This is a genomic window from Paraburkholderia kirstenboschensis (assembly GCF_032806925.1).
Lineage (GTDB): Bacteria > Pseudomonadota > Gammaproteobacteria > Burkholderiales > Burkholderiaceae > Paraburkholderia > Paraburkholderia kirstenboschensis.
Map to the genome: position 1 here is coordinate 1318387 of NZ_CP136512.1, position 14414 is coordinate 1332800.

Here is a 14414-nt window from a genome sequence, read left to right on the forward strand (position 1 = left end):
GGCTCCGGCCCGGAAGTCTGCGGCACTATTCCTCATGTCTCGTAATGGAATCGCGGTCGTCCTGTGGCATTTTCAACCACCGCCGGTGTAGTGCACGCTCCAAGGGACGACCTAAAACCAGCAGAAGGACCAGAAGCAAGGTAGCTATGAGGGCGACAGACCATGCACCCACACCGCAGACAATCCCCAGAGCTGCTGTTACCCATATGGACGCCGCAGTCGTAAGCCCGCGAACTTTTTCATCCCCGCCGTTCTGAACGATGACCCCGGCACCCAGAAATCCAACTCCAGTCACGATGCCCTGAATGGCGCGCGAGGCATTTGCATCAACCCCCACTCCGCTTAGGGCAAAGCCTGCGCCGGCCATGGTTACGAGGCAGGCACCGAGCGCAACCAGACCCAGCGTTTTCACACCGGTAGGTTTGCCACGCAGATTGCGGTCCACACCAACGACGCAACCAACAAGCACTGCGACAACCATTCGCAGCAGTACTTCACGGAAAACTGAATCAGGTAGCATGAGTGCCCGTTGCCTTCATCGAAAAAGCGAGGCACTGCAGTGCGCAGTCACCCTCGACGTTATTGGGCGGCGCCTGAACAAGTCAGAGCGCGCTGCTGCTGGATGAGCCCTGCCAGACGACTGGTGGGCGTGACGCGACGTTCATTCGTTGTAGAGGTCGCTGCACGGTCCAGCGTATCGAACATCGAGCGACGACTGGTCCTTGAAAACCAGTCGCTTCACAACCCCACAATCTTGAACGGTGTGAACGGCGTCCCGCTTCACGAAGACGCCGGGGCGTTCGTCAGGCAGCCCCATCTGCATCAGAGGACCGAACGTGCGCACCACGTCGATAAGCGGTGCGTCCATCGAGCGACGTTTATCAGTGCGTGTGATGTGACAGCCCGTCTATTTGGGGTTCCTCATCCTCATGGCCATTTTGGGGGAAAGCGATAACCACCACAGCCAGTGTTACCGCCAGGCCGGGCCTGACGCGTACGGATGCCGGTGAATTTCCCGCGCACGCTCACAAACGGCTCGTAGCTGAAAGCAGGATTGCCGACCGAGTCGGACCATGCTTTCGGCGACAGCCCGCGCGCTGACGCGTCAGATTGGTTGAATATTCGATGCCTGTTTGCCCTTTGGTCCCTTCTTGACCTCGAAGCTCACCTTTTGCCCCTCCTGAAGTGACTTGAAGCCCGCCGCTTTCACTTCAGAAAAATGAGCAAACAGGTCTTCGCCACCATCATCAGGCGTGATGAAGCCAAAGCCCTTCGCATCGTTAAACCACTTCACAGTACCGGTTGCCATGCCCATTCCTTATTAATTGGTGGGACATCGCCTGACGCCCCTTGCGCGTTTTTTATACGACGGCTCCCGTCACAGGTCAATGAGCGTTTGTCCGTTCTAGCCCCTACTGCAAGGCAGTGGTTTCGGACAATCCGACGAGGCTCTGTTCCGCTGTGCTGTTCGACGTCATTCACGCAGCATCACCCGTTTCACACTTGCTAGCCTTCCCTGATTGAGTACTTCGCCACTTTTGGGCACGGGCTTGCGAGTAGACACAGGTCTGGTCGGTGCGCTGAGTGTCTGCTCTGGCAGGCGACCACGCTCTATAAACTCCCGAAGCCCGTTGCCCGCAGCCGCCTTCCCGCGCTGTTCCAGTCTTCCGAGATGGGCATGCGCAAATGTCCTCAGGTCGTCGCGCCCGTGCAAGGCCTTGAACTCCAGAATGGTCTCCCTAACCGCCGCGAGCATGCTTTGCTCGTACAGCATGCTGGCGATATGCGAGGCGCCTCTCGACAATCTCGTACTTATTCAGGCGCGGTGCTTCGTCGAACGCCCCCGTCCGCTTTGGTGCCTTCACATCGATACCTCCGGGTTCTGCGAAAACACCTGCTGTGCCGCATCAGAAATGCGCTCAGTGGCATCGTTGCGAAAGCGATGCCGACCGGGCTGCGAACGTCAGAACCTACACGCATCAACGGCAGAGAAGCTCGCTTGGCCCATGATTGCCACAAAATGTGAATCAGGCGACCTGAGGCTGCCCTGTGCAAAGCCAGTGAACGTCGAGATTGAGGACGGTGGCGAGACGCATACAGGCGTTCAGCGGCGGGACGGTTATTCCGCGCCGCCAGTATTGCACGTCGTATTCAGTCACGCCCAGCCACCTCGCTGCGCGTGCAGAACTGACGCCGGCCCGTTCGAGTGCCCTGTCGAGGCGTGCGGCGAGGGCGCGCCTGAGGCGGTTGTCCTCGGCGCTACGCTCAAGGTGACCAATACTTTGGGTATGTCGATTCATCTTGCTTGACGTCTCTCAGACTATATTTTTATGCAACCCGGTGCCGACTGGTTCGCAGCGTCGAATAACGTTACGCGTTCGCAATGACCGCCTCATGACGCCATGTCGTGCTTTGGGCAACTCACTATTCCCCCGCCAGCGCAATGGCGTCAAACAATAAATAATTCGCAGCAAATCGTTGCACCTCATTAAATCCCGTGCCCCCGTTTTACCGCCGGCAACTGCGCCCAACGCGCAGGCGAATTGAAACCCTCAGGGTCCGCCAGAGTGCATGACAGAGCCTGTTCGAGCTTCCCCGAATGGGTCTCCCCCAAAAGGCGTCAATAACCGTCCCGGTGCTACCCCCGGGTATCTCGATGAACTGTCACGTCAGTGCGACACGTCAGCGATTAAGAAACTGGATGGCAGCCGCATTCCAGGGTCCGCGTTGCGATGCCGACACCGAAAGTGACGTCTGATTGCCAGGGTGAATCGGTCAAAGCCAGGTTACCGCGGGCTCCCTTTTTGCGAGACTGCCACGGCCTTATACCTCATATGAATGTGTGCGTAGAACTAAAAAGTAGTGGGGGACGTTTGCCTGGTGGGTAAACCCTGGGATTCAGCAATTCTGTTTGCTGTATCTTGTATTACGTTTAGAAAGAAATTCTAAACGTCTGGCAAATAATTGTCAGCTTCCAGCAGGACATACTCGTTGCAGATGCGCCGTTAGTCGGAAAGACCTATATAAATGGGAGGACACAGTGAAAACCCCCGATAAAGCAGGCGCTTGGGTGAGCCCGTACACGCCTCAAAACCTTGACACTGCAATCACGCATCTTGAGCATGTCCTGTGCGCTGAGGGTGCAGATTCATTGTTCGCTCAGGCTTACTGGCGTGGTCGGGTCCTTCAGGCATGTGCGACCCCGGGGCGGATGCAAACGCAACAGGAACGGTTACAGCGATTGCTTGACCGGCTAGCCAGCGCGCCCACAGATTTCTAGCATCGAATGAAGGCTGCCTGAGAATGCTCCATCGACACAGCGGGTATCTGATGGGCACACCTCAAAATGGCTGACTTACGTGACACGAGCAAATGGCGCAGCCGCGTGCTTTGCGGTGGAACAGAATCATCACATCGGGTATGCTTTGAAAACCAGACGTCCATTCGCACGCCTAAGTGACGTCTTTCTCTGGAAACACCAATAGCTTTTCTCGTAGGCGTCCGCAAGCGCGCAACAGCGCCTGCAGCGCATCTCAAAAAATTTGTTCTGCCGGGTGACTTTCTTTAACTTCTTTGGAACCAGATGATGCAGACGGGTACAGTGAAGTGGTTCAACGATGCAAAGGGCTGTTCGGCAATGCCGTCTGCGCAGCCACTCTCGACAGCCGGACTCACGCCTACCTGTGCAGCGGAGCGGAGGAAGTGATTGTCGTGGGTGCTGACGGCACCGTGGAGTTTCGTGGCCGCGAAGGCGTGCGTGGCCGTTCAGTGTTCAATGTAAAGCTTGCCCTCGATACCTGCCTTCTTGCGTACGGCAGGGCCGCAACCGTGCGCGCTGCAGCCCCGCAGTCTTAGGTCACTTCCGAATGATGGTGCACGTATTCCAGCCGGGGGTCGGGCGCGCCTCAAGACCGACCGAATCAGTCGATAGCGGCTTTATTCAACCCTGGAGTTAAAACCGATGAACACGCAAGTCCCCGAACAGATAGTTGCTGCACAGAAGGTCGGCGGTGAGGTCCTTTATGGATTTTTTAATACGGCTTTTGAGGTCTACGAAAAGCTCGTCGCATTGAACCTGCAGGCGGCCAAAGCTTCGATTCTGGAGAATGAGGCCGTGGTGGCGGAGGCCGCTGCTCTTTCTACCAAGGACCCTCAGTCATTCTTCGAACTGCAGTCCCGGCAATCGCAAGCGACCACGAAGAAGGCGCAAGCCTACTGGCAACATCTGAATGAAATTGCCACAGAGACGCGAAGTCAACTGCTCGCGTCAAGTGAAAAGCTGGCCAGCGAGTACGTTCGTGAGACTCGAGTAATTATCGATAATCTCGCCAAAAACCCGCAGGCGGGAAACGAAGCGATTACCGCTTTCTGGTCGAAGGGCTTCGGGGCAATGTGGGACGCAGCTAACGCATTGCATGGGCAGGCCAGGGCTGCGGCGAAGGAGGCTGTGAACGTCATGGACAGAGCCGGCAAGCCGGTGGCCAGGGCTTAGAGCGCGCGAGGCGCCGCTCATTTGCGGATAGGGCCGCAGTCACGGTCCTTTCTTTAGACGGTCCACTCGACGGGGCATCCGGGAGATTGCAGCCCGAGCAAGAGTAGCTGACCTGCTTCTCAGGCGAAAAAGCTGAAACGCAGACGCATCCCAGCTGGGTCTGCGCCTTTACTTTCCACGGCGTTGCCTTCGGCTGGAGAGCCAGCCTCTCGGCTGGCGGATTCTCTTTATGCAGCTGGATGGCCACATCACGTCATGCATGTGAAAATGCGGGCGAGGCCAAGAATGTCCAACAGGCATCCTATTCCGGCGACAGCAATTAATTGGCACCCAGTTGCACGTTACGCGACGCCGCTGTCCCGCGTTGGTGTCCTGCGTCAGTTCACCCACAGGTTCAAGCTGTCGGGGAACTGTTGAACACGAGCGCATCAATCCTGGCGGTCAATGCGAATGCCCGTGGCCTCCGCCACCGCCCCGGTAATGGCCGCCGCCGCCCCATACCACGCACGGGGTATCCGTGGCCACCCCAGCCGCCATGACCGCCCCAACCGCCCCGATATCCGTGGCCCTAGTAGCCGCGGTGGCCCCAGTAGCCGTGCCGGCCCCCCGTAACAGCATCCGCCCCAATAGCCGGAGCTCAGTGACACCGATGGTCCCCACACGAGGGCCAGCCGTAGTACGGATACGCGACGGGGTAATACGCAGGCACGACGACGACGGGCGCGGCTGGTGCGATATAGGTGTTCGTCGGTGCAGTTACATCTGACGCGGCCGCACCGGTCGCGGCTGCGTCAATCATCGAGAAAGGATATTGCTACTGCGGCGCCGCCGCCGGCCCTTCGCCGTACGGAACATAGCCGTAGGGCACGTAGTAGTAGCAACCGGACAAAGCTGCGGACAGGACCGCCACCGCAACGACGCCGCCCGCGCGCGACGTTGCATCCAGCGTTTTCATAACCACCTCCGGGGTCTGATGCGACGCAACATGCGGCGCGCCTTTACTGCAGATAGCTTACTTCAGAAAACCGGATGCCTAGCGTCCCGGGGTGCACGCGCATCAGCTTGCGGCCGCCGGGAACGGTCGCGAAACGTCGGCCATTCATCAGTAGTCGTCGGGGCGGGGCATCCACCGGGGAAACGGTGCTCGTTCCTCGATTCGTCAGCGGGTGGCTCTGGCTCGTAGGTAATTTCGATGGGTTGCCGGTGATTCTGCTGGAAGGTACCGTGGTGTTTGCCGCGCTGTCCGGCGATGGTGAGTACCCACTCCACTGTCATGCGATGTAATGCGACCGCGTTCCGGCTTCGCGAGGTACCCAGATGACTGCTGGTCCGACCCACCGAGTGACGACTGGAACCGCAGGAGGCGACGGTCCGGTCGTCTATGTCGTCGATGACGACAAGGGAATCCGGCAGGCCCTCGACACGCTTTTGCGCTCAGTCGGCTTGCGCGTCGAAACGTTCGAGTCCCCGGACGAATTTCTCCGTTTTCCTCACTCCGCCGGGCCGAGCTGCCTCATCCTCGACGTACGGCTCCGCGGGAAAAGCGGCATGGCTTTTCACCAGGAAATCGTCAATAGCGGCATGCGTATTCCCGTCGTATTCATGACCGGTCATGGAGACATCGAGATGGGGGTGAAGGCGATGAAGGCCGGCGCGCTGGACTTCCTTGCCAAGCCGTTCAAGGACAGGACATGCTCGACGCAGTTGCCCAGGCCCTGGCGCGGGACGGCGAGCGGCTCGCGGCCGAAGCCGCGTTAGCCGGCTTGCGCGCCTCGTACCAATCCCTGTCACCACGCGAGAAAGAGGTGATGGCCTTTGTGCTGTCCGGCCTGCTGAACAAACAGATTGCCTCTGAGATGAACCTGAGCGAAATCACGGTCAAGGTTCACCGTGGACAGGTGATGCGCAAGATGAATGCGCGCTCCATGCCAGACCTTGTCCGCAAGGCCGAATCCCTTGGTATCCAGCCCCGTCTGCACGACGGCGCTCAATGATGACCGCCGTCGTGCGTTAGCACTTCTGTACAGCGTCGATGATTCGCTAGGGATTTCCGAGAGCGACCGAGAGCCAGTGAGTCAGTGCAGTGGCCTGGTAAGGCTTCTGCAGCAACACAAGTGCGCCGTTACTCGCCGCTTTTGCCTGCAATGCCGGCGTCGGATATGCGCTGATAAAGATGGTGGCCGGGGCATGTCCCTGAGCACGAAGGCGCTCATGCATCTCGATACCCGACATCCCGGGCATGCGGATGTCAGAAATCAGACAGGAGGTATGGGCGGCCTGCCCGGATGCAAGAAATTCTTCTGCCGACTCATACATGCGCACCTGCCAGCCAAGCGACCGGATGAGGCTGCTTAACGCAACACGGACGGCCTTATCGTCGTCGACAATCGAAACAACAGGCGAGATTTGCAAGATGGGGCCCTCGATTACTCTCTCTCTCGGGATGACGTGCGGTCGGTGCCGCGCCTCTTTTGTTTGCAGATTACTCTGCGACAGCGTTCAGTGCCATCGTACGAAGGTATGCAGTTACCCGGGTTACGCGCTCAAGTTCGCTTTGCGCGTACCTTGACTGCTCCTCTGTTTGCTTCGCCTGCGTCACGTCCGTCACGGCCCCGATGAACTGCTTATTATTCGCGTGCTCGTTGGTTGCATGTGCAACCACATGGAGGTGCTTGACGCATCCATCGGGAAAAAGGAGACGAGGCTCGATGTCAAGGTCGGCAGTGGAACTGCTCGCGCGTGCAAGCGTCTGGATGCGCTCGCTACTCGATGATAAAAGAATCCGCTCGGACCCTGCGCTCGCTAACAGTGCTGTTGGCTGCAACGAAGCAGAATGTCATTCTAGGAGGCGGCCGGCGCTGGTCGCGTCAGCACTTACAAGAAGTTACGCTGGAAACCGCATGTTTTCCCCTATTGTCCGATTTGCTTGCCGTTACAGGGTGGGCAGCCGCTCGAACTTGTCAAAGCGGGGAAACGGTGGCTGCACCTCGGTAAACTCAAGCTCCTCGACAAGCGCTGCGGACATACCCTCGCTGAGTCACACGCACATCTCCGCCAGTTGCTCGGGCGAGCCCTGCAGCATCGCCTCTACCGAAACATCCATCCGGTTGCGGACCCAGCCTGTGACGCCTAGCGCTGTCGCCCTGCGTACACAGGCCTCCCCGATAGCCGATGCTCTGCACCTGGCCACGCACCTGCACCAGTCGGGTCTCGATTGGCCCGTCCTTATCGTGAGATTCCATGCGCGTACTCCCGTTGCAAGCCGACGCACCTGCGAATGCGGTTAATGAACCGGCCCGGCCGCAGTCGCATGCTCGCGTATCTTCTCCCAAGCTCTTGCAGGAAATGCCAAGGAAGCGGGCTGTCTCGGAGAGGTGGCCCTGGTGTTGCAGCTGCGCAGCGCAAATGAACGCGTTCTCGCATGCAGCCATGTAGCCCTCGAGCGGAGTGTCCATGCCAGCGCAACTGTCGTGTGAAACTGTCTCCCGTCGTTTGTCATCGGCTGACTCACCTCTACGAAGGTCGTAGAACATCTGCAAGGTCATCGAGCGACAGCGGCTTGGTCAGATGACCGTCAAATATCCGTTCGTCCGTCTGGAGTCTGCCGGCGGCATCGGTGTAGCCCGTCAATGCCACCAGCTTCGTCAGGCAGCACTGCGCCCGCAGACGAAGCAGTTGCGCAAGCTCAAGACCGTCCATGCCAGGCATTGTGATGTCAATCAGGGCAACATCCGGAGTAAATGACTTGACTATCGAGAGCGCGTCGGGCCCGCTCTGTGCGCGCTTCACTTCGTGCCCCTCCAGTTCCAGCAAGGTGCCTACTGCCTCCGTCGCGTCTGCGCTGTCGTCTACAAGGAGGATGCGCATTGGTGCTATCGTGCGCCTCGCGATGAGGGTGACCTCACCCGTGCTTTCGCAGACGATGGGGAGTTGCAGGCTGACTTCCGTCCCCTGGCCTTCGCCAGCGCTCGCAATTGTGACTGTGCCGTTGTGTGCCGTCACCAGATGCTTCACGACGGCCAGTCCAATTCCGAGTCCGCCTCCCGCATGCCGGCGCGCCGAAGCCGACTGGGCAAACATGTCGAAGACGTGTGGCAGCAACGAAGATGGAATGCCAGCGCCGTTGTCCCTCACCGTGATGACCGCAGTGCGGGCCGATGAATCGTGTATCGACCCGGTGCTGAGGTCTGGTGCCTCTACCAATAGAGTGATGTCGCCGCCGGGGGGCGTGTATTTCACCGCGTTCGACAGCAGATTCGACACAACCTGCGTGAGACGGGCGGGGTCCGCGTGGACGGTCACCGGATACGGCGGAACAATGATATGCAGTCGATGCTGACCGTTGTTGGCGTCAGCTTTCATCGCCGTCACCGCGTCCCCCACGATGTCTTGAAGTAACCCGTAGGAGGGACGGACGGAAAGTTTGCCGTGCCGTATCCGGGACGCGTCGAGCAGGTCACTCACGAGTCGTTTCAATAACCGAACCTGCCTGTCGGCGATACCCAAAGCCGACAACACGGCGGAATTGTCTGAAGCGAGCTTCCGCGCTGCAGTCAGGGCGCTGTCAATCGGGGCAATGGGATTGCGCAACTCATGGCTCAGGGTCGCAATGAAATCGTCCTTGCGTGCTTCAGCCAGAACCAGTGCATTCCTCGCTGCCTCCGCTTCAGCCGCGCGGGCTTCAGCATCAGCCTTTGCCCGCGTTATGGTGAGCGCAGCGCAGGTGAAGTTCGCGAGGCTGGTCAGGATTCTGAGGTGCTCGGAGTCAAACAGGTGCTCCCTGTCGTGAGACATCACCCAAACAGTGCCCCATGGTTCCGGTTCGCCAGGAATCGGTACGACCAGTTCTTCGATAATCTCGGGGACAACATGCTGCAGACATGCGAAGTGGTTTTGGGGAAACGAGAACAGTTGCCCCGTAGCCAAATCGAGCGTGATGCCGCTCGGGCTGTCTTCCACCGGAGGCGCAGTACCTACAGCGGCGACGCATTTGCCCGAGACGGCGGCCCAGCGGAAGACCGGTGGGCCGTCGGTGCCGCGTTCCAGCAACGCAATGCCTGCGCTACCCGCCTCACACAAATCAAGTGCCATGTCCGAGAGCGTCTGGAGGACAGCGCCATCCGACGCGGTCAGCGCTCGCGCCAGACGATGCATCGATTCGCTTTCAGCAGCGAAATCGGGCGGTCGATGGGGGCGCGTGCCAAGCGCTGTCGTGGCAATTGTGCCCGCGCAGCGTGCGCGGTCCACTGCGGAGGGCGCCGCCGCTCCGACCATATGGCCTCCAAGTTGTAACTTGCACCATCGATGAGCGGAAAAAATTGCCGCATAGATAAATTGTAGTCGCTGCGCCACAAAGACCAATGGGGGCAGCGCGGCCGTCAGCAGCGGCGACCAGACCAGGAACGCTTATTGTCTGACCAATAGGTTAACCTGTTAGGCGAAAGCGGTCCATAAAATTGGCGACGATACTTCTTGTGGATGAAGACCCAAACGTTCTGCGCCCCCTTCGATGGCTGCTGGCGCGGGAAGGATTCCGCATGCTCACGGCGCCAGACGGGCAGGCGGCGCTGGCTGCCGCTGCTGTCGAGATACCAGGTCTCATTGTGACCGACTGGATGATGCCGCGCATTGATGGCATTGAATTACATATCGCGACGGGCCAGGCGAACGTGAAGGCCCATAACTGGAAGCTGCGCGACCTCATAGCCGCAGAAAGGCGGCAGAGGGGTATGCCCATTTCGACGCCAGAGATGAAGGATGGACCAAGGTCGTGCTGAAGACAGCGGCGTAGCCGTAATGGAAGGTTTTGCCGGTGACGCATTTGCCGCTGGAGCACGAAGGTACCCAGCGGCGCTTAGCCTGTACCCTGATGCAAAGTGGGAAATCGTCAGGCTGGCTCCTTGCTATCCGCCAGCATCGAAGACTGAAGGAGCAGCACATGCCCGGTCGCACAGAAACCGTACTTGAAGAACGCCGCCGTCTAGGCGGCTGGCTAACGCGCAAGGAAGCCGAGCTCATTGCATTTAGAAAGAACCTGGCCAGAAAGCGCGCGAGCGCTCGGGCTTGGCTCCCGGCGCGTCGGCCGTGCAAGAGCTGGCGATGCTCATCGACGGCGACCCACTGCTACGTATGGACCTGACTCGGGCCCTTACAGACGCGATTGAAGCTGGGCACGAACTTGGATATTCCTCCAGCGACGAGTTGATGGACATCGTCGACTACCTGATGACCTATGCACCGCCCTTTAGTGAAGCCGGTTTGATTCACTGTCCGTTGAACGCGGTCCTCGATTGGCCTATGTGCATGCCCTCCGGATACGCTCTTTTTCGCGACCCCGTCGTGAATGCCAAGCTAAAGCAGGTTCTCAACGTCTGGTCTGGCTTTCTGAACGGGCCGTATTCGCGCGAGTATCTGAACTCATCGGCTCCTGAAGGGTGGCTTTCTCCTGAGGCACAAGACCAGCTCGGGCTATCGCAGTTTGTCTGCGACCCGGATAAACCCCACTGGGGCTTCGAATCGTGGACAGCTTCTTCACTCGCCGTTTCCTTCCCGACGCGCGACCAGTCGCTGAACCTGAGAATTCCAAAATCATCGTCAGCGCGTGCAAAGCCTCTCCATACAATATCCAACACGACGTCAAACTCCGCGACCGCTTCTGGATTAAATCTCAACCCTATTCGCTGGAGGAAATGTTCACCGCGCGAACGCGAATTGGCACGCCAGTTTGTGGGTGGAAGCGTGTGCCAGGCCTTCTTGAGTGCATTCAACTATCATCGATGGCACGCGCCGGTAAGCGGCAGGATAGTAAAGGCGTAGCACGTCGATGGAAGCTATTATTCTGAGGCTGAATCGGAGGGTATTGACCCGGGCGGGCTCAACGACTCACCGGGTTACACGACTGCGGTTGCAGCGCGCGCCGTTATCGTCATCGACTGCGACGACCCGGCGATTGGCCTTGTTGGCTGCGTATTTGTGGGCATGGCCGATGTGTCGTCGTGCGTTACTGAGGCGCTTCCTGGTCAGCAAGTCGCGAAAGGCGATGAGCTGGGATACTTCAGTACGGAGGCTCGACTTACTGCATGGTGTTCCGGCCTGATGTAGTGCAATGCTTCGCGGCTAGTCCGCCATTCGACGATGAGGCGCCGCCTATCAAGGTCAGCGCGCATGTTGCTACCGCGCGCTAGAGGTCAATGTTGAAAGGCTCGCGGGGGACGTTGCGACAGGCCGCGAGCCACCGCTTCCAATGCGCAGACAGCACGGAGAGCGAGGGTTGGACTGGACGGCTGTCGAAACGCGCGTTGAAATGACCACCGTCCCTTATCCGTCAATTGCCGCCTGAACCCGGAGTGGGGGCCGATGCCGACATGGCGGCATTCGACTTTTTATGCATCTTTTTGTGCGACGTCGTTCCGGCGGGTGCCATAGTATTAGCCCCGGAAGCGCCAGACACCGTATCGGTCGAGCCACCTGCGTTCGGCTTACTCATGCCCGTGCCACCTTGACCACCGGCGGCTCCTCCTCCGCCCGCACCTTGCGCATATACATTCGCTGAAACACCGAGAATGAATGCTGAAATCAAAAATCCTTTTGTCGAAACTCGCATGGTCGTCTCCTCAAAACCAGAGCGGTCGTTAGCACCGGAAGGTGTGAGCCCGCGTACGGCTAGCCGCAATTCGCATGCCGCAGGTCCGGGCAACCAGCGTCCCGGCAATACACCAATTAAGGGCTGCGCACCATAGGCGCGTAGAACTCCTCGAAGCTTGTCGAGGCCCTGCACAAGGCTCGTTATCTGATTCCGAGGCACAACGGCATGACCGTCCGGTGCGATGGTGAAGAGTGGCCGCTCGATTTCGGGCGGGAGCTGAAAATGATTGATGCGACGTTGAAGATGGCGGGTATCGACACCCGACACTCGGAGTCCCATAGCAAGCAGGGTTGAACTGAGGTCGAACGCGAATGGAAAGTGAGACCTACAGGGGGCTACATCTTATGGGGGCATGTGCTTCGAGAACAGGCGGCAGGTCTCGAACGCGAACGCCTGGAAGCATCGGGCATCCTCGGCGTTGTAGACTCAGAGTCGGCGGCGGAGCAAATCGGCTTCGGATGGGCGCGCGCGGGGGTTGATAACCAGGTTTGAAGCGCCAAAATCCTCCAGCATTGGCTGATTTGCGTTGTCGACGAGATTTGTCGAACTGTAAAGACCATATTTATCCGAACAGGACAGTGAGACCCGAGGCGCACCAGTGACGGAAGGCTGTCGCCCGACCATAGTTGACTTGGTATCCGACCGCGACAACTGCCCGATGACTCAACAGGAAATTGCTGCGGCCGGACGACCTGACGTCTTTTGCAGCCTCAATGTCACCGGTCATGCCCGCTTGCCGGAGTACCTTGGCCGCCTGTTCGAGACTCATACCGAACAGATGGGCAACCTGATGGAATTCGAACCAAGCTGTATCCTCGTCGAGCTTTCCATCGATTTTCCTGCTGCTCGACGCACAAATATACTTCACTGACCTCATCGAGCACGCTCCTCCTAGTCATGAATCATCGTCAGCGTTGTGCGGTCACTTTGTCGTCGAATCGCATTTTTGTTTGACCGTACCTCTATTCAACAGGACTGCACAGCCCTCTGATAGAACCGATACGCCCACGACAGAGAACTACGCCGCCAACCCGCCGGATACCGATAGTCTTACGCTCGCACATTGGTTCCGTGGACACATTGCTAAGTATTCGCGCCACAGAAGATTCGAAACGACAACGAGAGTGAGTGGCCCGACGGTGCGACCGTACAACTACAACAGTATCGACGTCGGGCGCAGACAAGTAGCTACGAAAATCGCGCTCAAATGACGCAACGGTCATAGGCCGATGCCGCTTTCATCCTATCCGGTAGGGGCACGCCATGATTCACTCATGGGTGGCCCATTCTTCGTGCTACCGCCAAGTATGAGACTCACCCGGATTACTTTTGTCTTGCTCGGTCTGTTTTGGGGTTCCAACTTCATATACATGAAATGGGCCACAGAATTTATTAGCCCAATGCAAGTGGCCTTCTTGCGCGTGCTTTTCGGTTTCGTACCGCTAGCCATAGCCGCATGGCACAAGCGAGCAATCGCACGTAGCCAGTTGCGTCTGCTGCCGCACTTTCTTGTTATGGCCGTCGGTGCCACCGCTTTCTACTTTACGGCCATCATTAAAGGCACGGCCGTCCTTCCTTCCGGCATCGCAGGCGTTCTGGGCGGAGCAATCGCTCTTTTCGCAGCCATATTCTCATTTCTGTTCCTGCGGACCGAGAAGCTCAATGCCTTAATGGCGGCCGGCGTCGTCCTTGGTTTCGCCGGCATTGTCCTCATCGCGCGTCCGTGGGAGAGCGGTAACAGTCATATCGATTTGACCGGCATGTGTTGGGTACTGGCAAGTTCTATCGTCTTGGGATTGTCGTACATATATGTGCGCATATTCCTGTCGCCGTCAAACCTGCCGCCGCTTGCATTGGCGACGTGGCAGATGGGACTCGCGCTCCTTGTCCTCGGCGCTTTGACTGATTTCACGGGGATAGGCCACATTCTTCAAAACTGGCGGGCAACTGCAGGAGTGGTTATTGGTCTTGGGATTTTGGGCACCGGTGTAGCGTTTTTGATTTACTACTACTTGCTTCAGGAACTTGGTGCCGTCGCTTCGTCCGGTTCAAATTACATGGCGCCGGCCGTGGCGCTGTTAATCGGCTGGGCAGTTGGAGAACGGTTCGGCCTCCTAGAGTTTGCAGCCATCGTTCTCACATTCGCCGGCATAACTCTGCTCCAGATAGGACAACAACGCGCCAGCGGGACGTTAGCATCTACGCCGGGCATCGTCTGCTCAAGTCTCGCAGACGCCGAGGAATGAAGGCACATAGGTGCATTGACGGCAACTCCGT

At 58.3% G+C, this 14414-nt stretch carries 12 protein-coding genes and 3 pseudogenes; 6 read left to right on the forward strand and 9 right to left on the reverse strand.

Translation table 11 applies throughout. From position 1 onward, the window contains the following. Window positions 1-25: 25 nt before the first annotated feature. The 4 genes from RW095_RS14665 to RW095_RS14680 form a co-directional block, all read right to left on the reverse strand. Entirely contained in the window at window positions 26-520 is a 495-nt protein-coding gene (locus RW095_RS14665; RefSeq protein WP_317019655.1) for an MgtC/SapB family protein, read from the reverse strand. Window positions 521-661: 141 nt separating this feature from the next. Then, window positions 662-868: a hypothetical protein gene (locus RW095_RS14670; protein ID WP_317019656.1), complete on the reverse strand. Its 207-nt coding sequence runs from the start codon at window positions 866-868 to the stop codon at window positions 662-664. A gap of 237 nt (window positions 869-1105) precedes the next feature. After that, window positions 1106-1309: a cold-shock protein gene (locus RW095_RS14675; RefSeq protein WP_317019657.1), complete on the reverse strand. Its 204-nt coding sequence runs from the start codon at window positions 1307-1309 to the stop codon at window positions 1106-1108. Window positions 1310-1474: 165 nt separating this feature from the next. After that, window positions 1475-1774: a hypothetical protein gene (locus RW095_RS14680; RefSeq protein WP_317019658.1), complete on the reverse strand. Its 300-nt coding sequence runs from the start codon at window positions 1772-1774 to the stop codon at window positions 1475-1477. A gap of 2187 nt (window positions 1775-3961) precedes the next feature. On the opposite strand from RW095_RS14680, the gene RW095_RS14685 reads away from it, so the two are divergent. Then, complete coding sequence (locus tag RW095_RS14685; RefSeq protein ID WP_317019659.1) at window positions 3962-4492, forward strand: phasin family protein; 531 nt, start codon at window positions 3962-3964, stop codon at window positions 4490-4492. A gap of 814 nt (window positions 4493-5306) precedes the next feature. On the opposite strand, the gene RW095_RS14690 is transcribed toward RW095_RS14685, so the two are convergent. Beyond that, window positions 5307-5447, reverse strand: coding sequence for a hypothetical protein (locus tag RW095_RS14690; protein WP_317019660.1), 141 nt, complete (start codon window positions 5445-5447; stop codon window positions 5307-5309). Window positions 5448-5809: 362 nt separating this feature from the next. Here RW095_RS14690 and RW095_RS14695 point away from each other — a divergent pair. Beyond that, window positions 5810-6486 (forward strand): annotated as a pseudogene (locus tag RW095_RS14695) (response regulator transcription factor). A gap of 46 nt (window positions 6487-6532) precedes the next feature. On the opposite strand, the gene RW095_RS14700 reads toward RW095_RS14695, so the two are convergent. The 3 genes and pseudogenes from RW095_RS14700 to RW095_RS14710 all read right to left on the reverse strand — a co-directional run bounded on the left by RW095_RS14700 (window position 6533) and on the right by RW095_RS14710 (window position 9766). Next, window positions 6533-6904 (reverse strand): response regulator transcription factor, encoded by a 372-nt coding sequence (locus RW095_RS14700; RefSeq protein ID WP_317019661.1) that lies wholly within the window; start codon window positions 6902-6904, stop codon window positions 6533-6535. Between the two features lie 520 nt (window positions 6905-7424). Beyond that, window positions 7425-7734: pseudogene (locus RW095_RS14705) on the reverse strand (acylphosphatase). Between the two features lie 271 nt (window positions 7735-8005). Continuing rightward, a complete protein-coding gene (locus tag RW095_RS14710; RefSeq protein WP_317019662.1) occupies window positions 8006-9766 on the reverse strand; it encodes a hybrid sensor histidine kinase/response regulator in 1761 nt (586 codons plus the stop codon). Between the two features lie 200 nt (window positions 9767-9966). Between RW095_RS14710 and RW095_RS14715 the strand changes: the two genes are divergently transcribed. Together RW095_RS14715 and RW095_RS14720 are read left to right on the forward strand one after the other, a co-directional pair. Continuing rightward, window positions 9967-10269, forward strand: coding sequence for a response regulator (locus tag RW095_RS14715; protein WP_317019663.1), 303 nt, complete (start codon window positions 9967-9969; stop codon window positions 10267-10269). A gap of 161 nt (window positions 10270-10430) precedes the next feature. Next, a pseudogene (locus RW095_RS14720) lies at window positions 10431-11676 on the forward strand (phosphatidylserine decarboxylase family protein). Between the two features lie 140 nt (window positions 11677-11816). Here RW095_RS14720 and RW095_RS14725 read toward each other — a convergent pair. Further along, a complete protein-coding gene (locus RW095_RS14725; RefSeq protein ID WP_317019664.1) occupies window positions 11817-12404 on the reverse strand; it encodes a hypothetical protein in 588 nt (195 codons plus the stop codon). 391 nt (window positions 12405-12795) lie between these two features. On the opposite strand from RW095_RS14725, the gene RW095_RS14730 reads away from it, so the two are divergent. Together RW095_RS14730 and RW095_RS14735 are read left to right on the forward strand one after the other, a co-directional pair. Continuing rightward, window positions 12796-13008, forward strand: coding sequence for a hypothetical protein (locus RW095_RS14730; protein WP_317019665.1), 213 nt, complete (start codon window positions 12796-12798; stop codon window positions 13006-13008). A gap of 403 nt (window positions 13009-13411) precedes the next feature. Continuing rightward, window positions 13412-14383 carry a DMT family transporter gene (locus RW095_RS14735; protein ID WP_317019666.1) on the forward strand — a complete coding sequence of 324 codons (972 nt, stop codon included), beginning with the start codon at window positions 13412-13414 and terminating at the stop codon, window positions 14381-14383. The last annotated feature ends 31 nt before the right edge of the window (window positions 14384-14414 follow it).